The organism is Leptotrichia sp. HSP-342, assembly GCF_041199995.1.
Taxonomy (GTDB): Bacteria; Fusobacteriota; Fusobacteriia; order Fusobacteriales; family Leptotrichiaceae; genus Leptotrichia; species Leptotrichia mesophila.
The window spans coordinates 2240242-2265694 of the sequence record NZ_CP165646.1 but is presented as its reverse complement, the minus strand read 5'-3'; the positions used below and the strand labels follow the sequence as shown (position 1 = coordinate 2265694).

The 25453-nt window shown below is 29.8% G+C and carries 24 protein-coding genes and 2 pseudogenes; 18 read left to right on the top strand and 8 right to left on the bottom strand.

Features of this window, described 5'->3' with window-relative positions; genetic code table 11:
• Positions 1 to 83: 83 nt before the first annotated feature.
• The gene (locus tag AB8B23_RS11285) at positions 84 to 602 is read right to left on the bottom strand and encodes an OmpA family protein (RefSeq protein ID WP_021745289.1); all 519 of its coding nucleotides are present in this window, start codon (positions 600 to 602) and stop codon (positions 84 to 86) included.
• A 258-nt stretch (positions 603 to 860) separates the two neighbouring features.
• Here AB8B23_RS11285 and AB8B23_RS11280 point away from each other — a divergent pair, with 258 nt between their 5' ends.
• Entirely contained in the window at positions 861 to 1778 is a 918-nt protein-coding gene (locus AB8B23_RS11280) for an acyltransferase (protein ID WP_369712820.1), read from the top strand.
• A 121-nt stretch (positions 1779 to 1899) separates the two neighbouring features.
• Here the strand turns inward: AB8B23_RS11280 and AB8B23_RS11275 are convergent, their stop codons facing one another.
• Positions 1900 to 2148 carry a hypothetical protein gene (locus tag AB8B23_RS11275; RefSeq protein WP_369712819.1) on the bottom strand — a complete coding sequence of 83 codons (249 nt, stop codon included), beginning with the start codon at positions 2146 to 2148 and terminating at the stop codon, positions 1900 to 1902.
• Positions 2149 to 2350: 202 nt separating this feature from the next.
• Here AB8B23_RS11275 and nadN point away from each other — a divergent pair, with 202 nt between their 5' ends.
• The 9 genes from nadN (at position 2351) to AB8B23_RS11230 (ending at position 11592) form a co-directional block, all read left to right on the top strand.
• Positions 2351 to 4141, top strand: coding sequence for an NAD nucleotidase (gene nadN, locus AB8B23_RS11270; protein WP_369712818.1), 1791 nt, complete (start codon positions 2351 to 2353; stop codon positions 4139 to 4141).
• A 605-nt stretch (positions 4142 to 4746) separates the two neighbouring features.
• Positions 4747 to 5145 carry a MazG nucleotide pyrophosphohydrolase domain-containing protein gene (locus tag AB8B23_RS11265; protein ID WP_369712817.1) on the top strand — a complete coding sequence of 133 codons (399 nt, stop codon included), beginning with the start codon at positions 4747 to 4749 and terminating at the stop codon, positions 5143 to 5145.
• Positions 5146 to 5275: 130 nt separating this feature from the next.
• Positions 5276 to 6931, top strand: a complete 1656-nt coding sequence (locus AB8B23_RS11260; RefSeq protein ID WP_369712816.1) for a bifunctional metallophosphatase/5'-nucleotidase — start codon at positions 5276 to 5278, stop codon at positions 6929 to 6931.
• A gap of 53 nt (positions 6932 to 6984) precedes the next feature.
• Complete coding sequence (locus AB8B23_RS11255) at positions 6985 to 7863, top strand: hypothetical protein (RefSeq protein ID WP_369712815.1); 879 nt, start codon at positions 6985 to 6987, stop codon at positions 7861 to 7863.
• A gap of 15 nt (positions 7864 to 7878) precedes the next feature.
• Complete coding sequence (locus AB8B23_RS11250) at positions 7879 to 8349, top strand: hypothetical protein (protein ID WP_369712814.1); 471 nt, start codon at positions 7879 to 7881, stop codon at positions 8347 to 8349.
• Positions 8350 to 8376: 27 nt separating this feature from the next.
• On the top strand, positions 8377 to 8892 hold the full coding sequence (locus AB8B23_RS11245) for a hypothetical protein (RefSeq protein ID WP_021745280.1): 516 nt from the start codon (positions 8377 to 8379) through the stop codon (positions 8890 to 8892).
• 322 nt (positions 8893 to 9214) lie between these two features.
• Positions 9215 to 10525, top strand: coding sequence for a phosphopyruvate hydratase (eno, locus tag AB8B23_RS11240; RefSeq protein ID WP_021745279.1), 1311 nt, complete (start codon positions 9215 to 9217; stop codon positions 10523 to 10525).
• Positions 10526 to 10691: 166 nt separating this feature from the next.
• Positions 10692 to 11099, top strand: a complete 408-nt coding sequence (locus AB8B23_RS11235) for an adhesion protein FadA (RefSeq protein ID WP_369712813.1) — start codon at positions 10692 to 10694, stop codon at positions 11097 to 11099.
• A 76-nt stretch (positions 11100 to 11175) separates the two neighbouring features.
• Complete coding sequence (locus AB8B23_RS11230; protein WP_021745277.1) at positions 11176 to 11592, top strand: adhesion protein FadA; 417 nt, start codon at positions 11176 to 11178, stop codon at positions 11590 to 11592.
• A 601-nt stretch (positions 11593 to 12193) separates the two neighbouring features.
• Here AB8B23_RS11230 and AB8B23_RS11225 read toward each other — a convergent pair.
• Positions 12194 to 13123, bottom strand: a pseudogene (locus tag AB8B23_RS11225) (IS30 family transposase).
• A 330-nt stretch (positions 13124 to 13453) separates the two neighbouring features.
• Here AB8B23_RS11225 and AB8B23_RS11220 point away from each other — a divergent pair.
• Together AB8B23_RS11220 and AB8B23_RS11215 are read left to right on the top strand one after the other, a co-directional pair.
• On the top strand, positions 13454 to 13897 hold the full coding sequence (locus AB8B23_RS11220; protein ID WP_369712812.1) for a hypothetical protein: 444 nt from the start codon (positions 13454 to 13456) through the stop codon (positions 13895 to 13897).
• A gap of 203 nt (positions 13898 to 14100) precedes the next feature.
• The gene (locus tag AB8B23_RS11215; protein ID WP_369712811.1) at positions 14101 to 14778 is read left to right on the top strand and encodes a hypothetical protein; all 678 of its coding nucleotides are present in this window, start codon (positions 14101 to 14103) and stop codon (positions 14776 to 14778) included.
• A gap of 326 nt (positions 14779 to 15104) precedes the next feature.
• Here AB8B23_RS11215 and AB8B23_RS11210 read toward each other — a convergent pair whose 3' ends face one another.
• From AB8B23_RS11210 to AB8B23_RS11200, 3 genes are read right to left on the bottom strand one after another with little or no spacing between them, the layout of a single operon-like run.
• A complete protein-coding gene (locus tag AB8B23_RS11210; protein ID WP_369712810.1) occupies positions 15105 to 16121 on the bottom strand; it encodes an ATP-binding cassette domain-containing protein in 1017 nt (338 codons plus the stop codon).
• Between the two features lie 34 nt (positions 16122 to 16155).
• A complete protein-coding gene (locus tag AB8B23_RS11205; protein ID WP_006805894.1) occupies positions 16156 to 16848 on the bottom strand; it encodes a GTP-binding protein in 693 nt (230 codons plus the stop codon).
• A 30-nt stretch (positions 16849 to 16878) separates the two neighbouring features.
• The gene (locus tag AB8B23_RS11200; protein WP_369712809.1) at positions 16879 to 18105 is read right to left on the bottom strand and encodes an ABC transporter substrate-binding protein; all 1227 of its coding nucleotides are present in this window, start codon (positions 18103 to 18105) and stop codon (positions 16879 to 16881) included.
• A gap of 589 nt (positions 18106 to 18694) precedes the next feature.
• Between AB8B23_RS11200 and AB8B23_RS11195 the strand changes: the two genes are divergently transcribed.
• A complete protein-coding gene (locus tag AB8B23_RS11195) occupies positions 18695 to 19174 on the top strand; it encodes a transposase family protein (protein WP_369713938.1) in 480 nt (159 codons plus the stop codon).
• Between the two features lie 877 nt (positions 19175 to 20051).
• On the opposite strand, the pseudogene AB8B23_RS12000 reads toward AB8B23_RS11195, so the two are convergent.
• A pseudogene (locus AB8B23_RS12000) lies at positions 20052 to 20186 on the bottom strand (IS200/IS605 family transposase); the annotation flags it as partial.
• A 170-nt stretch (positions 20187 to 20356) separates the two neighbouring features.
• On the opposite strand from AB8B23_RS12000, the gene AB8B23_RS11190 reads away from it, so the two are divergent.
• On the top strand, positions 20357 to 20731 hold the full coding sequence (locus AB8B23_RS11190; RefSeq protein WP_369712808.1) for an ArsR/SmtB family transcription factor: 375 nt from the start codon (positions 20357 to 20359) through the stop codon (positions 20729 to 20731).
• Between the two features lie 251 nt (positions 20732 to 20982).
• On the top strand, positions 20983 to 21501 hold the full coding sequence (gene tpx, locus AB8B23_RS11185; protein ID WP_006805499.1) for a thiol peroxidase: 519 nt from the start codon (positions 20983 to 20985) through the stop codon (positions 21499 to 21501).
• Between the two features lie 112 nt (positions 21502 to 21613).
• On the opposite strand, the gene AB8B23_RS11180 is transcribed toward tpx, so the two are convergent.
• Complete coding sequence (locus tag AB8B23_RS11180) at positions 21614 to 22825, bottom strand: S1C family serine protease (protein WP_369712807.1); 1212 nt, start codon at positions 22823 to 22825, stop codon at positions 21614 to 21616.
• A gap of 298 nt (positions 22826 to 23123) precedes the next feature.
• On the opposite strand from AB8B23_RS11180, the gene ffh reads away from it, so the two are divergent.
• From ffh to AB8B23_RS11165, 3 genes are all read left to right on the top strand, one after another.
• A complete protein-coding gene (gene ffh / locus AB8B23_RS11175; RefSeq protein WP_369712806.1) occupies positions 23124 to 24461 on the top strand; it encodes a signal recognition particle protein in 1338 nt (445 codons plus the stop codon).
• Between the two features lie 61 nt (positions 24462 to 24522).
• Entirely contained in the window at positions 24523 to 25014 is a 492-nt protein-coding gene (locus AB8B23_RS11170; RefSeq protein WP_369712805.1) for a hypothetical protein, read from the top strand.
• 156 nt (positions 25015 to 25170) lie between these two features.
• The gene (locus tag AB8B23_RS11165; RefSeq protein ID WP_021744407.1) at positions 25171 to 25422 is read left to right on the top strand and encodes a hypothetical protein; all 252 of its coding nucleotides are present in this window, start codon (positions 25171 to 25173) and stop codon (positions 25420 to 25422) included.
• Positions 25423 to 25453: the final 31 nt, after the last annotated feature.

Here is a 25453-nt window from a genome sequence, read left to right as displayed (position 1 = left end):
CTTTTTTGTAATTGTTATTTTTGCAGTTATTTTAAATTATTTGAGATATTAAAAAAGCCAAACTTAAAAAATCTGGCTTTTTTTTACATAAATTGTATTTCAATTCTTCTATTTGCTGCTCTTCCTTCTTCTGTATCATTTGTTGCTACTGGATTAGCATCGCCGTTTCCTTTTGTTTCGATTACTCTTTCAGGAGAAAGTCCAAGCTCTATCAATTTTTCTTCAAGACTTTCAGCTCTTCTTAAAGATAGCTCTCTATTGTATTCTCTTGTACCTTTGGAATCTGTATAGCCTATAATTGAGATTTTTTGATTCTTAGCTTCTATATAATCTTTTAGCTCTTTTAATGCTGGAGTGTATTCTTCCTTGATTGTGGCACTATTAAAGTCAAATTTTAGCTGATTTGTATCCAGCACTACAACATCTGAATTTTTACTTTCTTTTGAGACTTCCAGTTCTCCTAGTTCAGATCCTTCAACTTCAATTGCAGTTGTTCTCATCGCATTGTCACGTAGGTTTGATGTTGTGATTTTCTTAGCTGTAGTTGGAGCAGAAACTAATAATACAGATAGCATTGCAGTTATTTTTGATTTTTTCTCCATATTAAACCTCTTTTCCTTTTTTATTTATATTTTTTATTATATTTAAATTATACTTTCCTTTATTAAGTATAGCATATTTTTTTTAATTTTCATAGTCTTTATTTAAATTTCTTTTCAAAAAATTTTTTTAATTCTATTTTTTAGTTTAATTTTATTGATTAAAATGAAATTTATCATTTGAAAATTAAAAAGATTGAGCATATATTGACAAAAACTTAGAATTTTTTTATAATTTAGAAAAAAGGAGAATAAAATAGGATGGCGATTGATATTATAAGAATTTTTGCATTTGTTTTTATTGTGTTTTTACATACTTTAAACAGGCAGTTTGGAGTAGATGTATGGATGGGAGGCTATGCAATTATTTCGATCGGGGTTAATTTGTTTATTATGATTAGTGGATATTTGCTGCTTGATAAAACTGAGGAGGTAATAGTATTTTTTAAAAAAAGGATTTTAAATATTTTACCACTTTTTTTAGTATTTAATATTATATATATTTATTTTGGAAAAATTCCAATTATACCAGTTTTGAAAGGGAAAGCGATTTCAGCGTCGCATTTTTGGTATATTTATATGATATTGGGCCTGTATCTTCTTACGCCATGGCTGCAAAAGGTGTTGAAATATGCAGAAAAAGAGACTCTTTTTGTAGTTTTTCTCTGGTTTTTGTGCAATATTTTAAATCCGTATTTACGATATTTTAATCTTGCTGAAATTCCATTTTCTAATTTTCCATTGACAGGCTTTATTGGGTATTATATTTTAGGATATTTTGTAAAGAAATATGACAATAAAGTTAAAAGGACATCATTTATTTTAATAATAGTTATCTATGCTTTAGGATTCTTGCTAAGTTTTTTATCTACTAAATATGTTTTAGCGGTAACAGGAAAACGTGTATCTGATTTTTTTGATAAAAATTCACTTGGAACATTTATTATGACGCTTTCTTTTTTTGTATTTTGGTGTAAATTTAACTTTTCTAAAAGAGACAGGATTATAAAAATAGTAGCAGATTCTACATATTTTGCATTCCTAGTTCATCTTATAGTACTTCATTTTATTATAAAGATAAGTGATGAAATGATTTTTAAATCAGTAATGACAATTGGGATAAGTATAATTTTAGGAATTTTGTATAATCTTTTCAAGCAAATTAATATTAAGAACTAAAAACAAATAGCAATAAAAAACAAGGGGTACAGTTCATAAGAGAGAATTGAAGCCCCTTGTGTTTTAAAATATTAAATTTTTTAAATTATAAAAGGACATAAAATGTCTTACTAAGTTAAAGTTATCTTCTTCTTCCAGCAGCTATTCTTGCACGTCTTTGTCTACGAGAAGGCTCTTTTTTCACATATACAACTTTTTTTCTTCTTGGAACTCTTATAAAGATGTATCTTCTTCTTATTACTCTACGAGAAGGTTCTCTTTTTACGTATACAACCCTGTTATTTCTTCTAGTTGCTGCAAATGAAGTAACTGAAATTCCAAGTATTCCTAAAATTAAAATTAGTTTTTTCATAAAATTTTTTATATTCATTTTCTTTTCTCCTTTATAAAAATTCTTTTTTGATAATTTAAAAAAATTATCTAATGAATGATAACATTATTTTATTTTAAAATATTGTAAAATCTATTTGAAATTTATGTTTTTTAAAAATTTTACTTTTTTTTAGTGTTTTTTTTTGGAAATCAAGTTATAATTATATTAATAAATATAACTTTTTTAAGGAGGAAAAATTATGAAAAAATTATTATTATTGGGATTGACATTAGCATTATTTTCAGCACCTAATTTGGAGGCAAAGACTAGTCGTAAATCGAACAGCCAAAGTTCATCTGGAGCATTTGAGCTAAATGTGGCTCATATTAATGACCATCACTCGCACCTTGAAGAGGAAAAAATGCCTCTTAAACTTAATGGAAAGACTGTTACGGTACATATTGGAGGATTGCCAAGAGTGGCACAGGCAATCAAAAATTTTAGACAGAATAATAAAAATACTCTTGTATTACACGCAGGAGATGCTGTAACAGGGACACTTTATTATACGTTATTTGAAGGAAAAGCCGATGCTGAACTTATGAATGCAATAAATTTTGACGTTTATACATTGGGAAATCATGAATTTGACGATGGGAACAAATTTTTGAAATCATTTCTAGATGTTTTAAAAATACCAGTAGTTTCAGCCAATGTTGTTCCTGATAAAGGAAGTATTCTGGAAGGAAAATGGAAACCGTATATGATAAAGAATATTGGTGGTCAGAATATTGGAATTATAGGAATAGATGTTGTGAAAAAGACTAAGGAATCATCAAGTCCTGGAGATGATATCAAATTTTTAGATGAAATTGAAACAGCAAGAAAATATGTAAACGAATTACAAAGTAAAGGAATAAATAAAATAATATTATTATCTCATGCAGGATATGAAAAAAATGTTGAAATTGGACAAAAAGTTGACGGTGTAGATTTAATTATAACTGGGGATACTCACTACCTTTTAGGAAAAGAATTTGAACAATTTGGGTTAGTTCCAGAAGCAGACAGTTATCCTAAAAAAGTGAATTCTCCTAATGGAAATCCAGTTTATATTGCAGAAGCATGGAATTATTCATATTTATTAGGGCAAATGAAGGCAAAGTTTGATAAAAATGGGGTAATTACTGAATTAATTCCAACTCCAAAAGTTTTAATTGGAGATGACTTTTTTGAAGTGAAAAATGCTGAAGGAAAAGGAGTTCAATTAGATCAAAAAGAAAAAAATGAAATTTTAAGTTCAATAAAAAATAATAAAAATATAGCTGCCATCAAAAATGATTCAGCTTTAGCAAAACTTCTTGAAAGATACCAAAAAGAAAAAACAGAACTTGGGAAACGTACAGTTGGTAAAATTACAGAAGAAATCCCAGGAGGTTCAGACAACAGAGTACCAAATGAACATAATAAGGACGGTTCTTTCGCAACAACTCTTGTAGCTGAATCAGTTTTACATAAGTTAAGAAATACAGGAACTGGAAATGTTGATTTTGTAATTGTAAATGCGGGAAATGTAAGAATTACACTAAATCCTGGTGTATTCACTTATGATTTAGCATATTCATTATTGCCTTTCACTTCAAACACAGTATTCATAACTGATATTACAGGTGCAGAAGTGAAACAGACATTAGAAGATGCAATTGACTATGTCTTAAATGGAGGCTCAACAGGAGCATTCCCTTATGGTGCAGGAATTAGATATGAAGCCACAAAAGAAGGAAAACTTGGAACAAGGGTCAAAAAAATAGAAGTATTTGACTTTAAAGCAAACAAATGGGTACCAATTGACGTTAAAAAATCCTACATGTTAGCTGTAAACTCTTATATAGCCAAAGGAAAAGATGGCTACACAACATTAGGGAAAATCACTGCTCAAAAACGTGGAACAGATACTCATTTAAGTGATACAAAAATATTTATAGATTATTTGAAAGAGAAAAAAGAAATAGGAAAACCAAAATCTACAAACGTAATCTTCAAATATTAATTTTTTAAAAAATTTAAAAACAAATGATACTTTAATTAAAAATTATTTTGATTAATAAATATTTTTTGTTTTATTTAATATTAGTTTTTTTACGCAGAGGTATCAGACGCCATACCTCTGCACTCCCGCTTTACGCAAAACTTTCTTATAAAGAAAAAATAAAACTCGATTTTGAACCAAGATTATTTTAACTGAAATAACTGTGTATAATTCAAAACATATTTCAAAATCTCAAACAGTTATTTTTTCTTTAACAAAATTTTGCTTGAAATAAAACTGTCTTGTTGTAAATAAACTAAAAACGTCGTGATTTTTTTTGAATGAAAACTACTATCTGAGCTTTTTCAAAATATTGAAATTAAGATTATTTGAAGAGGTAAGAATAGTCTTTATTAAAAAGCGAGTTTAGTTTTTATTTCAAAAAATGCTTAGACAATCCGGGTTTGCAAAGGGGATGGCGACTGTTCCCCTTTGCTTTATAAAAAAAGAAAAATATAAAAATTATTGAAAAAGTATTTATTAATAACAAGTTGTTAAACAAAAGAAAAACATTAATTTAAGTATTTTTAAAAATAGAGTTATAAAAGAAGGAGGTAATTTGAGTTATGGATAGTAAAAAAAATAATAGTGATGATATGACACTTAAAGAAGTGCAGTATTTGATAAAAAGAATAGAAAAAGGAACTCTGGATGAAACAAAGGATAATAAAATTAAGCAAAATAAAAAGGAAAATGGACAAAGGCTTATTTTGAAATTAATAGAAGAATTTGGGGAACTTGCGGAAAATATTAGAAAAAATGTGAGATATGATGGAAAAAATATAAAAGGAACTATTGAAGAGGAAGTATTTGATGTTTTTTATTATATTATTGCAATTGCTAATGATTATGAGATTGATTTGGAAAAGATTTTTTATATAAAAGATGAAGTAAATGAAATAAAATATGACAGGGAATTTTCAATTTTTGAAGCTAGAGAAAAATGGAAAAATATGAAGAAATAAATGTAAAATGCAGTTCACAAAATCTATAACTATTTAATTCTCAAATTTATTTAATTTTAAGAGAATTTAGTATGTTAAAAAAAATTTTAAGTATAGAAAATAAAAAGACTGAAAAGGAAATATAGATATTATGACAACAGAAAATACGGATACCATTTTAATAAAACGAGAAGTAAGTATAAAAATATTGGGAACAAGCGATGTTCATGGTAGAGTGCTTGCTTGGAACTATGCAGCTGATGAAGAGGATAGGTCAGGCTCTTATGCACAGATTTCAACATTGGTGAAAAAAATTAGAAAAAAGAATAAAAATGTGATTTTGGTTGAAGTTGGGGATGCGATTCAAGATAATTGGATAGAAAAATTTGCAATGGCTTCAAAACATCCCATCCCAGAAATACTAAATTACATAGGTTATGATATTTTTGTACCGGGAAATCATGAGTTTAACTTTGGAATGCCAACTTTATCAAATATATTGCGAGATATGAAATTTAAAAAACTGACTGCTAATTTGTATTACAATGAAAACGCTGAAAATGATACCAATTTTTCAAAAGATAAAAGCAGATATTTAGATGCTTCTACGATTATTGAAAAGGATGGCGTGAAGATTGGAATTATTGGATTATCAACTCCAATGTCAGCACAATTTGAAGAAGATACTGGCTATTTGAAGGATTTTTATTTTGTGTCGCCTATAAAGGAAACTCAGAAACAAGTAAAAAGACTTAAAAAGGAAGGTGCGAACGCTATTGTTGTAGTAGCTCATATGGGCATTGAAAATGAAAATGGAATTCCTGAAACTGGAGTAAGAGATTTAGCAAACGCTGTACCTGAAATTGATGTAATTGTAGCTGGACATATGCATCAGAATATACCAAAGGAAATAATTAACGGTGTTCTTATTACAGAACCTCATAGATATGGAACTGTTGTTTCAGAAGTAGACCTAAAATTTGAAGTATTGGATGAAAATATTAAATTAATAAGTAAAGATTCTACGACTATTCCTGTAAAAGATGAAGAACCTGATAAAAAAATTGAAGAGATTTATAAACCTTTTCACAATAGGCTTTGCAGAATTGCAAATGAAAAAATAGGGAGTACACTAAATGATATGGTTCCCAAAGAAAAATATTACGGTGTGTCAGCAGCTTTTGCTAAAGATACTGGACTGTCGTCATTTATAACTGATGTTGAGCTTTATTACAGCGGGGCAGATGTTGTTTCGTTTGCATACAATTATGAAAATGTAAAACTGGATAAAGGGGAAATTAAGAGAAAAGACATAGTTTACAACTACCGTTACACAGGTGGGGATGTTACAATTTACGAAATGACTGGAAAACAGTTAAAAGACTATATGGAATGGTCTGCTGATTATTTTGATACAATTCGGCCTGGAGATACTGAGTATCACTATAATCCAGAACGTTCTAACGGGAAATATGTAACATTTGATATTTTTGGCGGGGTGAAATATAAAATTGATTTAAGAAATGAAAAAGGGAATAAAATTACTAATCTGATGTTAGTCAACGGGACTAAAGTAACGCCTGAAATGAAATTAAAAGTTGGAATGAATGCCTATAGATTTGAACAGCTGGCTAGAAAAGGCGGTATTTTTGACGGGCAGGAAATTCCAGTCTTATGGGCATCAAAAGAAGCAATTGGAAATATAAAGGGAACTATTCAGAATATGATGATTGACTATATTCGAGATGTAAAAAAAGGTGTAATTGATGGAAAGAGCCATAATAACTGGGAAATAATTGGATTATAATTTAGAATTGCTGAAGGAATAAAAATAAAAAATACAAAAATGGAGAACAATTTATGAAAAAATTAACAATAGCATTTTTACTGTTAAGCAGTCTGAGCTTTGCTTACACAAGAAAGGAGCAGATTCAGGAAAATCTTTCAAAAATAGGAATAAAGCAGGCAATAATTGATGAAACAAAAAAAATTGATTATGAAATAAGAGATATTGTGGCTTTTGAAAATGATGAAACTGTAATTGGGGAAAAATTGAATAAACTGCTTGCCATCTTGAAAAAAGATGAGCGAAATTACATTGTGTCAGAAGATATTATCACAATTTATGAGTCTAAAATTGGAAAAGATTATGAAAAATATTTAGATTTATTCACAAAATACACTCCTTACGAGTATGAAAAATTATTTGCAAAAATGGTGTATTATCGTGGAATTGGAAAAAAAGATAAAAGCGATGGTTATTATAAAGAAATAGAAAAAAAGTATAACAATACTCCTATTATGGAAATTGTAAAAATATTTAACATCGCAAACGAAGATAATAGACAGATTCAAATAAAAAAAGTTTTAAATTTATTAAAAAGTGAAGATGTAAAAAGACAGCTTGGAATGCCAGATGAAGAAGTACATTCGATGAACTTGACTTACACATTGTCTGAAGTGAGAAAATATTACAATGACGGCAAAATCGAAAAAGCAGTTTCAGAATACATAAACAACGTTGTAAATGCCAATGTATCAAATGAAGTTCGCGAATATAACCGCCGAAAAGAAACATTGCTATTATTAAATGTTTTGATGATAAATGAAGAAATTGCAAATAAAAAGTTGCGTAAACAAAATAAACAGAAGCTGGAAAGTACCTATATTTCTAAGGGAATAAAGAAAGCAACTGCAAAAGACGTAGATTATCTGGATAAATATTTGAATGAGATGTAGCGGGGAAAATTGAATATGAAAAAAATATTTTTATTTATATGCTTAATCTTGATGTTTATTTCTTGTGGAAAATTTGATAGAAAGAAATACAGCAATAAAGATTTAAAAAAATTGGATTTTAGTAAAAATTATGACTTTAAGCATAAAGAAGCTGTTACAGGAAATTCAGACTATTTTGAGTGGAATCTTGAATGTGAGAAGTTAAATTGTAATATTTACTATTTAAATGGAGTCAAAAAATATTCAAGAAAAATTGTTTTAAAAGATTATAAACAAAAAAATAATATAATTAAGAAAATAATAAATGGGATGAAAAATCCAAACGAAAATGTAGTAATTGATGATCATTATCCAGAAAGCAAGATTATAATTTATGATAAAAATGAACATTATTCTTTTGATTCAAATGTTGAAAATAAGGAGTTTTATAAAATATTGGATAATTTGCTTGGAGAAAATCATGAGAGATTATTGGAAAAATTATAAACAAATTTAAGAAAGGAAATTAAATTTATGAAAAAAATTTTGTTAGTAATGATGTTGATGTTTTCAACGTTTATGTTTGGAAATCCAGAATTTGAAAAAAGTTATGGAGAAAGTATTACAAGCACTTTAAAATTTGGAATGACAAAACAGGAATTTGCTAAAATTATTCAGAAAAAAGCTCTGTCAAATTCACATGATGAAGGGAATTATGCGGTTTATTACTATGCTAATGTAAAAGATCCGCTGGGAATTGAAAGGCAGCTGAATAGTTTTAACTTTGTCGATGGGAGGCTAGTTTCTTCAGTTTTTGACTCACAAACTACCGATGCTGAACATGAACAAATAATAAAAATGTACATAAAAAACCAAAACAGGCTTTCTAAGGAAAAAATGACAAAACTGGAAGCAAAAGGAAGGCTGTTGCTGTATAACAGTAAAAAAACAATAGAAATTGCAAGAATGATAGACCACACTTTTATTACAGTACAAACTGCAGCGCCAAGGGTACTGGAATATAAAATTAGGTCAATAAAACAAAATTAAAGTAAAAACAGAAAAAAGTCTTTTGCCAGACAAGGACAAAAATAGATGGGAATATATCAAAATATGGATTTAGCTGTTAACAGTTCAGCTATCAGCAGATAGGAAATTTAAGGATAAAACTCTTATTTTCAAATTTTGATACTAAAATATAAATAATTAAAAATGAAAAGAACATAAAAATATTTTTATATTATTGAATTTTAACAAATTTTATTAAATTTTTTGGAAAAAATTGAAATTTTGTTTTGAAAATCAGTACACATTGTGATATAATTATAGTTGAGAAATATTATAATAAATAAATTTACGGAGGTAATTAGAAATGACTAGAATTGAAGATATCTATGCAAGAGAGATACTTGATTCAAGAGGAAATCCAACTGTGGAAGTTGAAGTTTACTTAGAAGGTGGAGCAATGGGAAGAGCATCTGTACCATCTGGAGCATCAACTGGAGAACATGAAGCAGTTGAATTAAGAGATGGTGACAAATCTAGATATTTAGGACAAGGTGTATTACAAGCAGTAGAAAATGTAAACAAAGTTATTGCTGAACACTTAATCGGATTTGATGCTTTAGACCAAGTAGCTATTGATAAAGCTATGATCGAGTTAGACGGAACACCTAACAAAGGTAAATTGGGAGCTAACGCAATCTTAGGTGTATCATTAGCAGTGGCAAAAGCAGCGGCTAACCAATTAGGTATACCTTTATACAGATATTTAGGTGGAGTAAACGCTAAAGAATTACCAGTACCAATGATGAATATCTTAAATGGTGGATCACATGCTGATTCAGCAGTAGACGTTCAAGAATTCATGGTACAACCTGTAGGAGCTAAAACATACAAAGAAGCATTAAGAATGGGTTCTGAAATTTTCCACCACTTAGGAAAAATCTTAAAAGCAAACGGAGATTCTACTAATGTAGGAAATGAAGGTGGATACGCACCATCTAACATTAATGGAACTGAAGGAGCTTTAGATGTAATTTCTCAAGCAGTAGAAGCTGCTGGATACAAATTAGGAGAAGACATTACATTCGCAATGGATGCTGCTTCATCAGAATTTGCAACTAAAAATGCAGACGGATCTTATACTTATACATTCAAAAGAGAAGGTGGAGTTGTAAGAAACTCAGACGAAATGGTTGAATGGTACAAACACTTAACTTCTAAATACCCAATCGTATCAATTGAAGACGGACTTGCTGAAGATGACTGGGATGGATTCAAAAAATTAACTGATGCAATCGGAAAAGATGTTCAATTAGTAGGGGATGACTTGTTCGTTACTAACACAGTAAGATTAGCTGAAGGAATTAAAAAAGGAATTGCTAATTCAATCTTAATTAAAGTAAACCAAATTGGTACTTTAACAGAAACATTGGATGCAATTGAAATGGCTAAAAAAGCTGGATATACTGCAGTAGTATCTCATAGATCAGGAGAAACTGAAGATGATACAATTGCTGATATTGCAGTTGCTACAAACGCAGGACAAATTAAAACAGGATCTGCTTCAAGAACAGATAGAATGGCTAAATATAACCAATTATTAAGAATCGAAGATGATTTGGCTGAAGAAGCTGTTTATGAAGGTAAAAAAGCATTCTATAATATCAACATTAAATAATAATATAAAATTTTAATAAAAGTCAAAAGATTAAAAATATCTCTTTTGAAGGCAAATAAAATATATTTGAAAGAGATATTTTTAAATAAAAATTGACAATTATTGTTAAATGATATATAATATAAAAGATAATTAAAATAGATAACAAATTTTAGGAGGCGAAATAATGAAAAAAGTTGGAATTTTATTCATACTTCTAAATGTTCTATCGTTTTCAGCAGTTTCTGCAAAATCTACTAAAACAACAACAACACAATCAGTAATTGGTAGATTTAATCAACTTGAAGCAGAATATGAAAGATTGTTAAATATGGAACAACAAGAGTATGATAAATTAAAGGCAACCGCTGATGCAGCAACAAATAAATTAGCAGAAAAAGAAGCTCAAAAAGCTCAACTTCAAGAAAGAATATCAAAAGTTGAAGCTGCTGGAGAAGCAAAAGCTTTCAAAGCAGAATATGCTGAATTAGCCAAAAAATATAAATCTGTAGTTAAAGCACTGGATAATGAAATTAAGTCTTTAAAAGCAACAATAGATAATTTCACAGCTATAGAAACATTGAAATCAAATTAAAAAAATGAAAGGAGATACGAGATAATATAAAAATTTAGCTCACTAAATTTATCTTATAAATTCTCGTGAATATAAAATGACAAAAAAATTATTAGTATCATTAGGAATCTTAGTATTAAGCAGTATTTCATTTGCTGCACCTACAAAACAAGCAGCAACAAGACCTTCAGCAGGAGGTTCTATTGAAAATAGTTTAAATAATCTAGAAAATCAATTAAGTAGATTACAACAAATGGAAGATTCAAAATTTAGAGAACAAGAAGCTCAAGCTAATGCAGCAGTTCAAAGATTAAGTAATTATAATGCAATGCAAGTTAAAATTGATCAGAGAATTGCTGAAATTGAGGCAAATGCAGAAGCTAGTATTTTTGGGAAAGAATTTAAAGCAAAAATTGCTGAGTATAAAAATTTAAGAAACCAGTTAGATAAAGAAATTGCTAAAGAACAACAAGCTATAGAGAATTTTGAATTAATTAGATCTTTAAGACAATAATTTAAAAATTATATTCTCTTTCTTTAATAAAGAAAACAGGTTTATGTTTTTTATAAGTATAGCTATTAATAATTAGTATTTTGAATAAAGTTCAAAAGAAGCTGTCTCAAAATGATTAAAATTTTGGGTTCAGCTTCTATATTTTTATCTAAATTAAAAACTTTCTAGTTTCTTGCAGTTATTTGATTAGAATATTTCTTAATCATAAATCGCAATATTAACTGTGACATTTTACTAAATTTTTTTAAACTAATTTCGTATAAAAATTTTTCAAATGGTGTTGCATAGTTTAAACATTTTTTTATCCTTGAGTTTATAAGTATTAAGGTTCTTATCAAGTCTTCTGTCTCTACTTTTGATATATCGGTCTTTTTTGGGTAAAATTCCCTTAGAAGGTCATTACTGTTTTCGTTGCATTTTCTCTGCCACGAGCCAATAAGGATCTGCAAAATAGAAATCTATTCCCATCTTCTTCACTTCTTCCCAGCATGGAAATTCCTTATTTATGGAATGTACCCAAAATTTTGGACAAATAATTTGAAAACTAGTTTTTTATTTGTCATAAATTGCAATATTAATTGCGACATTTTACCAAATTTTTTTAAAAACTAATTTCGTGTAAAAATTTCTCAAATGGCGTTGCATAGTTTAAACATTTTCTTGGTCTTAAGTTTATCAGCATCAAGGTTCTTATCAAGTTTTCTGTATCTATTTTTGATATGTCGGTCTTCTTTGGGTAAAATTCTCTTAGAAGATCGTTGCTGTTTTCATTGCAGCCTGTCTGCCATGAGCAGTAAGGATCTGCAAAATAGAATTCTATTCCCAGCTTCTCCACTTCTTCCCAGCATGAAAATTCCTTCCCCCTGTCTGATGTGAAAGTCTTGAATGCTCCTTGTGGAATACTGTCTGTCAGCTGTTTTATTGCTTCCAGCATTGAATTTTTGCTTCTATCTTTCATCTTTATTGCTATATAAAACCGTGTCTTCAATTCCACAAATGTTGCAAAGCAGGCTTTGCTTTCCCCTCTTGATGAAACTACCGAGTCTAGCTCCCAATGCCCAAAAATTTCTTTTTTCTTAACTTCTTCCGATCTATCGCCAATTGTCTTCCCAATATTGAATTTTCCTCTCATCTCCTTAGTTTTCGCTCTCCTCCCCTTTCTTCTCAAGACATTCAGGGAAATATCTAAAAAATTACTGTAAAGCCAGTTATAGATAGTTTTAAATGAAAGTCTCCCCTTTAATTCCCTGCCAGCAATTTATTCAGGAGACCAGGTTTTGCAGAGCCTGTCCTCTATCAGATTTTTCAATTCAGCAGTAATTTTTGAGTTTCTTCCTTTATTAGCAGATTTTGTATTGGCATCTTCTTGAGCATTTTCAGAAGAGTATTCGCCATTAATTCTTTTGATTTCACGATAAATGGTAGCCCTGTGCCTGTTAAGGATTTTGGCAATTTTAGAAATTTTGCAATTTTCTTTTAGCAGAACCTCTAGTTTATTTCTTTCATTTATGGTAAAATATTTATGGCTCATGATATATTTCCTTTCGTTAATGTTTTTGTCATTACTAACATTTTAACACGAAATTATCATGAGTTTTACATTTTTTTAGTTTGTCGCAATATATTATACAATTTATGAAGAAGAAAAATTTTCTAAAATTTTTGACATTGAAAAGGCTATTTTTGATAGGATGCTAAAACTTTTGAGAAACATGCAGAATTGAAACTTAATGGCTCGTTATAGTATGTCAAGTGGATACAGATATATTTATCAAGGAACATTTAAAAATAGAGAAGAAGTATTGAAATTTTTAAAGGGAAAGGCTGGAAAATAAATTAATTAAATAGAGGAGTTTAAAGAATGAAAAGCGTTGTGTCACTAGGTTTTGGGATTTTTTTTATGTTTATTGCTGTTATATGTTCTATTTGTTACATTATTACCATGCCAAGTAAACAATATAACATGGCATACCATATAAATGATAATTATATTATTCAGAAATATGGAATACTTGAAGACGATAAAGTGGAATTATTGATGAATGATAAATTAGAATTAACGACAGAAAATAATGATAACTGTAAGTTTGTAGATAGATTCTCTGAATTATCTAATTATTATATTGGACATTTTGATGGGACAGATTTAAAGAAGAAAAGATGTTCAGGGTATTTTTATATAAAAAAAGACAATACTGATATTCGATTCAATGTTTCTGAGGAAGAAATAAAGGAAAAATTTGGAAATGTAAAATTTAATGAAACTCCAGATGAATTTATAAATAAATACGGTATAACAAATTAATATGGCTAAAGCTATAGTAGAACAATATGAAAAAAGAAAAAATGAACTACCTATTGGAACAAGACAAAATATTATTATTGACGCTAGAGGACAAGGAATCACTTATTCACAAGAATAAAAAATAATCCAGAAAATAATTGAAAAATCTAATGGAACAATAAAAAAATCAGATATAACAATATGGAAATAGAAAGGAAGAAAAAATGGAAGAATTATCAACAAAAGAATACAATGAACTATATAAAAAATATTTTAAAGAAATTTTCAATAAACCAATGAAAGACTTTGGATTTAAAAAGAAAGGAACAGGAAAATTTTTTAAATTAAATAAACTAGGATTATTTGAATATATAGGTTTTTTCAGATATTATCATGAATTAAGAGTAGAGTATGCAATAATACCGATATATAGTTATATAATGAAAGATACTATAGGAAATGGTGCAAAAACGGCATTTGTAGATTTGGATGGAGAAGAAAAAATGGAAGAAGGAATGAAAAGTATTTTAGAGGAAATAGAAAATAAAATAATTCCTTGGTTTAAAAAATATGAAGATTTAGATACTTTTTTTGAAGAAGTAGTAGAAAATGATAGAAAGTATTTTTGGCCTGACATTTATAAATATTTATTCAGAGCGACTACTTTTGCAAAGTTTAAAAGATATTCAAAAATACAGGAGAATATTGATAAAGTAAGAGAAGAATATAATAATCTTCCAGATGAAGAAAAGACATATGACTTTTATAATGTTATATTAAAAGAAGTGGATGAATTAGAAAAGAAATTAAAAGAAGGAGAAGAAAGTTTAGAAAAACATATTGAGGGAATGGAATATAAATCACTATTATATAGAAAAATGGAGAAATTGTTGAAAAAATAGTGATAAAAAATAAAGCTAATTTTTAAAATAATCGTTGTTGTAAAAGACAGCGATTATTTTTTGTTTTGAAATAGGATCATATTAGCCCTATAACAAAAAAATTTTGCATCAAGTAGGATATTTTTTGTACCCAAAAACGATTTAACAAACGCTATGGCTTAATATTGTGTAATATGAACTTTATCTTCATTTTCAATCAATTTTTCAAATTCTCCAGTTGTTCCAGTTCACTCTACTCTCTATTTAAAAAGGGAGAAAATAAACAAATTCTGAATATTTCTCCCTAATTTACTTTTATTATTAATTTTTAAAAACAAATTTCTTGATTAAAAATCACTTTTTAAAATTTCCCCTTTTCTTAAATCACTTCTCATTTTTTGAATAATATCATCCATTTCATCGAGTTTTTTCAAAATTTTCTTTTCTTCAGGGCTTGTTGTAATAATTTTACTGATTCCACCATTTTTTATTATAATTCGTTTATCTGCTATTAGTGCCAATGTTGGGTCGTGTGTTGCCATTAATACGATTTTGTCAGATGAAACAAGTAATTCCAAGGCTTTTTTCCTGTCAATTCCTGCATTTTCAATTTCGTCAATTAGGACAATTGGAGATGAGCTTAAAATGGCTGTGTCGGCAATCATTAAAGCACGGGATTGTCCACCACTTAGGGCTGTGATTGCAGTAGTTAAGTCAAATTGCTCTCCAGCCAGATTATTTGCAGCAGTAATGATTTTTTCTACAGTTTCATCAATGTCTTCAATCATTCGGCTTTGAGCGTGCAGTTCTAGAAATTCTTTTACTGATAAATCCATAACGAAATTCATGTTTTGTGATAGTTGTGCGACTAATTTGTTGTTTGAGGAATAACGCCATTTTTTGTCTGGAAGTTCACTGTTTATAAGGATTTGACGCTGTGTTGGAGTGTCTTTCTGGGCAGTCCATTCGATGTCGGCAAGAAGTCTTGATTTTCCAGAGCCTGTAGGCCCAACAATGGAAATAATTTCTGATTTATGAATATCAAGCCGCTCAAATCCCTCTTTATTCCCAGATTTATCTTGTCCAGCGACAATTGTAAGCATATCAATCGAATTTTCCTCTTCCATTCCCAAAAAAAGTTTCATCTGCTCAATATAATCAACTAGACTTTCCTCAATTTTTTCCACATCCAGTGCAAAGTCCTCAATTTTATCTTCTGAAAAAGTTACGATGAACTCGTGAAATGTCTTATCCTGAAAAGTTTCCACAGGCAAGTGATTTTCAGTAAAAAAATTTTCTGCAAAGGGATATTTATTGCTAAGTTCACTAATAGTCAATTTATTTATTAAATCGTTATTTTTCATATTTTTTCCTTTTTTATTATTTTTATCTATTTTTTTATTGCTGTAAATTCATTTTTCGGACATTACCCATCTGGTATTTTTCACCGATTCTCTTTTCTCCTAAGCAGTAAGAGCAAAGTGCCGATGGCATTGGAAATCTAAGTTCCATTCCTTGAACGCTGTCTATTTCCAATTCTTTCTCATAAAGAAGTGTACTCAATTCGTACGCTCCCTGTCCAGTAAGCCCGTTAACGTGCATTGTTACAGCTTTTGGATTTACAGAGTTCACACGTGAGGCAAAAACTTCACGTTCAGCTTGTGAAACAATGTCTCCTTTGGTAATAATCACAATATCAGCGGCTTTTAATAATGGTCCAATCTTTTTAGGCGTATTAATTCCTGATAAATTGTCGATTACACAGACTCCCTTGATGTCCTTGATATATGGCGAACATCTGTTGCAAAGGCCTGCTGATTCTGTAATTAATATTGAAAGCCCAAGGCTGTTTCCCCATTGTACAACTTCCTCGATATTTGATACGAAGAAATGGTCTGGACATAAAGCTCCTGAAATTCCTTTTTTTACTGGAATTCCCGCTTTTGCGTATAATTTGTCATCATCTGTGTAAAGGCAGTCGAATTTTACTACTCCAACTGACATTCCTTGTGATTTTAAGGCTTCTACTGTTTTTAGAATAACGCTTGTTTTTCCTGATGATGGTGGGCCTGAAAATATTATTAAATTCATAGTTATCTCTCCTTTTTTATTTTTTAAATTTTATTGTGCAAGGCTTTTTTGCACATCATTATTAAATTCATCTTCACATTCACGAATAATTTTTCCAATATCATGGCTATAGATGTAATTCCAGCCAATCCATTTAAAATTCTGATGTTCTTCTAAATGGTTATCCACATTTGGATTTGTTGACGGGAATTTTCCATTTGCAGAAAAAATTGTTCCAATTTCATTTGACATAAATAAGTCCATAAATGGCTTGATTTTATCTGCCTTAGATTTTTTGGTAATCATAAATATTGGGCTTAGCAAAGCTCCATCTTTTGGCCATACAGCCTCCAAATCTCCTGTTCCGTCAATCATTTGTGAAAAGAAGTATGGAATAATGCTGACAGCAGGGGCTTCTGGTGTTCGAGTTCTGGCTTTTACCATTTGAGCTGGATGCAGGCTTTTTTTGTATGAACGTGCCAATTTATGTATCCCGTCCATTCCAAAATCTTTGTAAAGATTTGCAAGAAGGGCATTAAACAAGTCTAAATCAGCCATTGGCAATGCAACTGAGTCTTCAAATTCGTCATTTAACAAGTCTGCCCAAGTTTCTGGTGCTTTTCTATCTCCTAAAGAAGTCTTGTTTATCAAAAATATTGCTGGCACAACTCCCATTATTGCGTAACGTTTTTTAGGATCCCGCAAATCAATAGTTTCGTTGCAGAAATCTTTATTCATATTTTCAAGGTGTGTTTCAAAAATACCATTTTCCATGTACTGCCCCATCAAATTTTTATCAAAAAACAGTTCAAATCCAGCCGAAAGCAATATATCCGAAACTTTGTCAGGATTACCTGTCTTAACTTTTTCCACAACCCAGTCAAGCCCTAAATTTGCTGATTTTAAGGTATATGAAATAGTATAATCATTTTTCTCATTCTGTTCGTTTACCCAGTCTTTTATACCTTCTAAAAGTGGTATTCTGATAGGGCAAGGTAGAACTCCTTCAATTATCAAGTCACTATTTTCATCAGCTTTGCTTTCATCCAGTGAAACATCAATATCTGCATCTTTTTGCAAAAATGTTTCCAGCTTTTCAACAAACAGTTCCTGATTAATTTTTTTTGACATAAGTGCCGTTTTCAACTTAATATTTTTCCCCATAACCTCAAGCATCTGTTTATTTTTCAATTGCTCAAACCCATTAGCAATAAAAAAGTCAAGAGCTTCAGGATACTTGTCTATAATCTCATAAAGTGTATCGTCTAAACTAAACATTTCAATCTCCTCTTATAACATTAATATTTTTATTTAAAAAGAGCTAAATCTCAAAAAGTTGCAAATGAATTTTGGCTCTAATTATAAAAAATGTAAAATTGTCCATTATGAAATTATATCATAAAAATTAATAATATTATGTAATATATATCACAGATATTTAATATACTCTATTTTTCTTGAACTCAAATCGATAAAAATACAATTGATCCTTTTAAGTAAAATATTACCAGATCAAGATATTCATTTCATCAAAGGAGATATACAGAACTTTCGGAATAAATCTCTTTTACTGTCCAGTATACAAGATTAAAATAATTGTATAGGAACAGATATCTAGCTCCAAAAATATCATTAGACCTGTTTGACAACCTTGTATAAAGAACAATATTAGGGTATAATAATACTGGTGATGAAAAAATGTTGAAAGAATAAAAAAACTTAAGGAAGAAAACTATCAGAAAAATTTTGGTATTAAAAAGAACACTTTTGATAAAATGCTGAAACTTTTGAATGAGACATTCTATGAGTATGTTAAATGAGCTGAGAATATACTGATAAAAAGAGGGAGCTTGTCAGGGACACTGAGATAGAGGTTGTACTGGTTGACGCTACGGAATGCGAGATTGAACGTCCTAAAAAACAGCGGAAATATTACTCAGGAAAAAAGAGAAAGCACATGATAAAGGCTCAGATAGTGGCAGACGAAAAAGATCTGAGGATACTTAATATCTCATTTTCACATGGAAGCGTTCATGACTTTAAGCTGTTCTGCAAAAGCTGCGTGCATTTTTTAAAAGATATACTTTTAATTGCCAACAAAGGATACATAGGCATGAATAAGATACACAGTAATAGCTTGATACCTGAAAAATCGACAAAAAGGAACAAATTAACTAAAGAAGATAGAAAATACAATTCAACTATTTCAAAGCGGAGAATCTACATAGAGCATGTGAACAGGTATATCAAGAAATTCAGGATAGTGTCTACACGTTACAGAAAGAAGAGAAGAAAATTTGCCCTGAGATTTTCGTTAATTTGTGCAATTTATAATTTTGAACTATAGGTTATCGAACAGATCTAATGAAAATAATAATATTTATAAAATAAAAGAACATACAGAATAAATCCATTGATGAAGAGCTATGCTTTTTATCAGTTCATCTGTAAGTGATTTTATAGTATCACATAACTTGTCAACTACAGCATTTAATGTCTTGAATATCCTGTTATCAGAACTCCTTTTTTCTTATTTCAGATTTGTTCAATGGTATGTGCTATTATAATGTTTCTGGTGTTTTTAAATCTTTTGATTTATGCCAGGCCGCTCCATCACAGACTATACTGCAGATTTCAGATAGTTAATTCACAAAAACGTTAATATTATCTGTATTGCAGTTGGGTATAACTAAAGCATATCTGTCCTTATATAATGGTAGGGAATGCTAGGTCTGAACTTGTTGCTGCACCAGACTGGTAACTTTGTTTAGACTGCTCAATCGCTTTATCATCTATTTTCTTTGGATATCTGCTTCTAGGATTAAAAACTCTGTGTATCCGTCAATGCTATGCCTAACTAGTTGAATATATGCCTATGCCTCCTTTATTTCATTTGTGCTTAACAATTTACCTTTTTCTTTCTATTCTTCGAACAGTTTCAGATATTTAAATGTCATATTTTTATATTTTTACTCTTTGGCTTGTTCACAAGCCCCTTGTATTCTTTGATCTGAAAATATACTTATCCATTTGTTCACAACTTTATGATGGAAATCTAAAATTTAAGCTATTTCCTTATTCTTTTAATTGTCCATATCTCTTATATCTTCATTTTTTTTATAATTATTCTTATTTCATATGCTTTTGCCATTTTCATCACTCTATTATTTTATACCTCATTATTTTTAGTTAGTTTAATGGAGTTTAATACAAAGGACTTAGTATTCACATAATTTTCTTAGAATTTCTCTCACATTTTTCCTGTTTTGACTATGTATAATTCTATATTTAGGCGTAAATACCATATGATACTTACACCTCTATTTAATATGAGAAAAACTGTTAGTTTTATTAGTCATATAAATACTTTCCTTTTATTAATAGCAGCTTGAACAACTGTATTATAAAGGATGGTGTATTTTGTTACAACATATTATACAATCTATATTGTCAAAGAAAAAATCTAATTTTGCACTTATTTAAATACGTGATATAATAACAATATATATTCCAAGAACTGGGAGGGAAAATGAATAAAATACTGGAAGAAGAAAATGAAAATTATGAAATAAAGGCTATTCATAAGGATATTGTGGAAAAGGTCGAAAAAATGATGCCAGAAGAGGAAGTTGTATATGATTTGGCTGATTTTTTTAAGATACTAGGAGATACAACTAGAATGCGAATATTAAGTGCCTTATTTCAAGAAGAAATGTGTGTATATGATATTGCAAATCTTTTGAAAATGACTCAATCTGCTATTTCGCATCAGCTAAGAGTTTTAAAGCAGGGAAGATTTGTTAAGTATAGAAAAGAAGGGAAAGTCGTGTATTATTCACTAGAAGACGATCATATAAAGCATATCGTGGAACAGGGGATGACACATATTTTAGAAAAGAAATAAATTTATTTGTAAATCAAATAATTTTTCTATACAAACAATTTTAAATGTGTTATAATTACAAAAAGTAGACAATTGTAAATATAAAAATTGTAATTAAATTATTTTAAAAAACAAATTCTTCAATTATAGTTATTTTATTTAAATTTTATTTTTATATGAAGTTGTAGTATTTTAGTTTTTTAAGTAATGAGAAGTTATTTACAAATATTTACAATTAGCAAAATTATAATTAAAATGAAGGAGAAGGAATAATGGCAGAAATAAAAAATAAAGTAACATTCAAGGGAAATCCTGTAACTCTTGTGGGAACCGAAGTAAAAGCTGGAGAAACAGCACCAGACTTTACAGTTTTATCACCAGAATTAAAGGAAGTAAAATTAAGTGACTATAAAGGAAAGGTTGTTGTAATAGCAGTATTTCCATCAGTTGATACTGGAGTATGTGCTTTACAGCTGGCTAGATTTAATCAGGAAGCAGCAAGTTTTGGAGATGATGTTCAACTACTTACAATCTCGGCTGACCTACCATTTGCATTAGGAAGATATTGTGCAGACAAAGGAATTAAAAACGCTTTAACGGCTTCAGACCATAAAGAGTTAGATTTTGGAACAAAATATGGATTTGTAATAAAAGAATTAAGATTATTGTCAAGAGGAACTGTTATTGTAGATAAAGACGGAATTATTAAATATGTAGAATATGTAAAAGAAGTTGGAGAACATCCAGATTACGAAAAAGCGTTGGAAGTAATAAAAGAGCTAACTAAATAAAAAAATAAATGGAGCTAAACTTATAATAAAGAGTTTTCTCCATTTTTTATTGCTTTAATTTTATAAAAAAATATCCCAATCAATGACTGGAATACTTCTTTCACCTTTTTTATTATCTTCCAAGTTGCTGCTGTCTTTGCTGTATAATACGTTGCTGCTCAATCGCACTAGGAGTTTTTACGAGCGTTACTGCCACCTCTGTTGGCTGTCCATTTCTATATACAGTTAATTTTATATTTTGTCCAACTTTTTTAGCGGCAATTTCTCCAACAAATGCACCCGCAGAGTTTACTTCTTTTCCATCAACAGCTGTAATAACATCATTTTTAGCTATTCCTGCCGCCGCGGCTGGACTATTTGGCACAACATCGACTATGAATACTCCGTTTGAAGATTTCAGATTAAGGGCTTTTATTTTGTCTTGATCTAAATTTCCCATAGAAACGCCAATGTATGGTTTTTCAAATTTACCATTTGCGATAATTGAATCTTTGACTGTCATTGCCAAGTTTGCCGGAATAGCAAATCCGATTCCTACACTTCCTCCACTTTGTGAATAAATCGCAGTATTTACTCCGATAACTTTTCCTGTTATGTCAATTAACGGGCCTCCACTATTTCCCTGATTGATAGCAGCATCTGTTTGAATAAAGTTTTCTATTTCTTCAATTCCAAGCGAGCTACGTCCTGCAGCACTTACAATTCCAACTGTCATCGAGTCGTTCAATCCCAATGGATTTCCAAAGGCTATTGACCACTGTCCGATTTGGATTTGATCTGAATTTGCGAATTCTAACGGTTTAAAAGTCTCGTTTGAATCAATTTTCAGTACAGCGATATCAACTTCTGGTGAAGTTCCTACAAGTTTTGTACGGTATTCACGTCCATTTGAGAATTTTACATAAATTTCATCTGCACCGTCAATAACATGATTATTTGTAACAACATATCCATCCTTTGAAACAACGAATCCTGAACCTAGTGACCCTGATTCACGTTTTTCCTGTCCTCCAGAACGTCCAAAAAGCATTTCTTCCAGCGGATTATACGTATTTACTATAACAGTTTTTTTAGTTCTGATATTTACAATTGAATCCTTAACGCTGTTATGTACACTTACAAAAGCATCCTGTGTCTGTACGGCATTTTTAGTGTACTTTTGCAAATCTTCCTGAGAAATTGTCTTTTGCTGCTCAGTATCCGCTGTATTATTTTTATTTTCTACGTTATTTCCAGTCTTGTTGGAACAGCTTAAAATTAGAAATAACATTGAAAATAAAGCAAATTTTTTATTTCCCTTTTTTATAAAATTTATTTTTTTCATATTTATTTACCTCATTTCTAGTTTTACAATAAACTTATTTTTAAAATTTTTTTAGAATTAATCTCAAACTCTTGACTCTTCCAGTTTTTATGAGTTTGCTTGCTACAGGGCTGGGTATATTTTAGTGAATAAAAATTTATTATTCTTATGATTTTTATTTGAATTTCATTTATTAAACCATATTTTTTGCAAATTCATAAATAACCTGCTATGCTTATTGTCTTTTTCCCTATAATATGTTATCCTATACTCAGTAAAAATTAAATAAAATATATAAAATCAAGGAGAAAAATTAATAATGTTCAATAATTTAGGAGACAGATTTAAGGATATATTCAAAAAAGTCAGCGGACAGGGAAAATTGACGGAAAACAATATGAAGGATGCTTTGAGAGAAGTAAGACTGGCATTGCTTGAAGCGGATGTAAATTACAGCGTGGCTAAGAACTTTGTGGCAAAGATTCGGGAAAAGGCATTGGGAGAACAGGTTATTAGCGGGGTTAATCCTACACAGCAATTTATCAAGATTGTAAATGATGAACTTGTGGAAGTGCTTGGAGGTTCAAATGTCTCGATTGCTAAAGCTGATAAAAATCCTACTATTGTAATGCTTTCTGGACTTCAAGGAGCTGGGAAAACTACGTTTTCTGGAAAATTGGCAAAGCATTTGAAATCGAAAGGGGAAAAGCCATTTCTGATTGGAGCAGATGTTTATAGACCTGCTGCGAAAAAGCAATTGAAGGTATTAGGAGAGCAAGTCAAAGTTCCTGTATTTACGATTGATGAAAGTACAGATGCGGTGGAAATTGTAAAACAGGGAATCGAGGCTTCAAAAAATGAGCATGCAACTTATGTGATTATTGATACGGCGGGAAGACTTCACATTGACGAGCAGCTTATGAATGAACTGCAAGATATAAAGGACAGTTTTAATCCGAATGAAATTTTGCTTGTAGTTGATGGAATGACTGGACAGGATGCAGTTAATGTGGCAAAAGAGTTTAATGAACAGCTTGATATTACTGGGGTTGTGCTTACAAAACTGGATGGAGATACTCGTGGAGGGGCTGCCCTTTCAGTAAAGGAAGTTGCAGGAAAGCCAATTAAATTTATAAGTGAAGGGGAAAAACTGGATGATATCGCACCATTTCACCCAGACAGGCTTGCCTCACGTATTCTTGGAATGGGAGATGTTGTTTCACTTGTAGAAAAGGCGCAGGAAGCCATTGATGAAAAAGAAGCCAAGAAAATGGAAGAGAAATTTAGAAAGAACCAGTTTGACTTTGAAGATTTTTTAAAGCAGTTTAAAATGATAAGAAAAATGGGATCAATTGCTGGAATTATGAAAATGATACCAGGAGTTGACACTAGCATGATTGACATGGGAATGGCTGAAAAGGAAATGAAAAAGGTCGAAGCAATCATTTTTTCAATGACAGTTCAGGAAAGACGTGATCCAAAACTTCTAAAAAATGGAAGCCGTAAAATGAGAATTGCCAAAGGAAGCGGAGTTCAGGTAAATGATGTAAATAAATTGATAAAGCAGTTTGAACAAATGAAACAAATGATGAAAATGTTCAACAGTGGCGGTATTCCAGGACTTGGTGGAGGATTTATGAAGGGAAGAAGAAGATAGAAATATAATATCAACTAAAATTCTTTATAAAACTGAAAAAAATAAAAAAGGAGAGAGACAAATGAAAAAGTTAATTTTAGCACTATTTATTATTTTTGGAACACTTTCGTTTTCAGCTTTTGACAAAGTTGTAATTGGAGTTATTAATGACAATTATGAAAGTCCAATAATATCAGGAACAATAAATAGAGGAGGACTTGCAAATCTTCTTTTTGGAATGAAAAAGGATGGAGATTTTGCAAAACAGATGTATCAAAACCTTTCAGGAGCAGATAAAGTTGAGTTTATTATAGAAAAGCACGATGAATCTGCACTTGTAAGTATTTTGAAGTTATTTGAAAAAAACAAATACAAAGGACAGATAGAAGTTACAGAAGTAGCGGCATCAGAAAATAAAAATATTCGTCAAATTACTACAAAGAATAAATGGAATTATAACATTTATACTTTTACAAGGGGAATTCCAGGAACTATAAAAATTTCAGATAATGATATAAATAAAGGGGAATTTATAGAAGATTTATTCCAAAAAGCAAAGAAAGAATTAAAATAGAGTATTTAATGATTTAAAAAAGAGCAAGATTTCTATAGATGCTCTTTTTTATTATAAAATTTTATTTATAAATTTAAAAAAATACTTGACTTTTTTACGTTATGTGATATACTGTAATTATAAAAGGTATAAGAAATAAAAAAGGAGCTGATTGGTATGAAAAAATTAATTTTAGTAGGATTTTTAGCATTTGGAGTATTAGGATTCTCAAGATTTGTTAAAGAGTGTCATGTTACAAGCAAAACAAGTAAATCTGTAACTTGTAAAAGCAATGAATCAGAAAAAACATTTCAATTTACAAGTGGTAGATTATCTTCTGTTTCAAGTGGTTATACTTATAAAATTTATTTTCAAGGTAATGGATATAGAGGATTACGTTTAACTAGTGCAAAACTTCTTGCAGATTAAAAATAAACTATAAAAATTTTAAATCAAACTC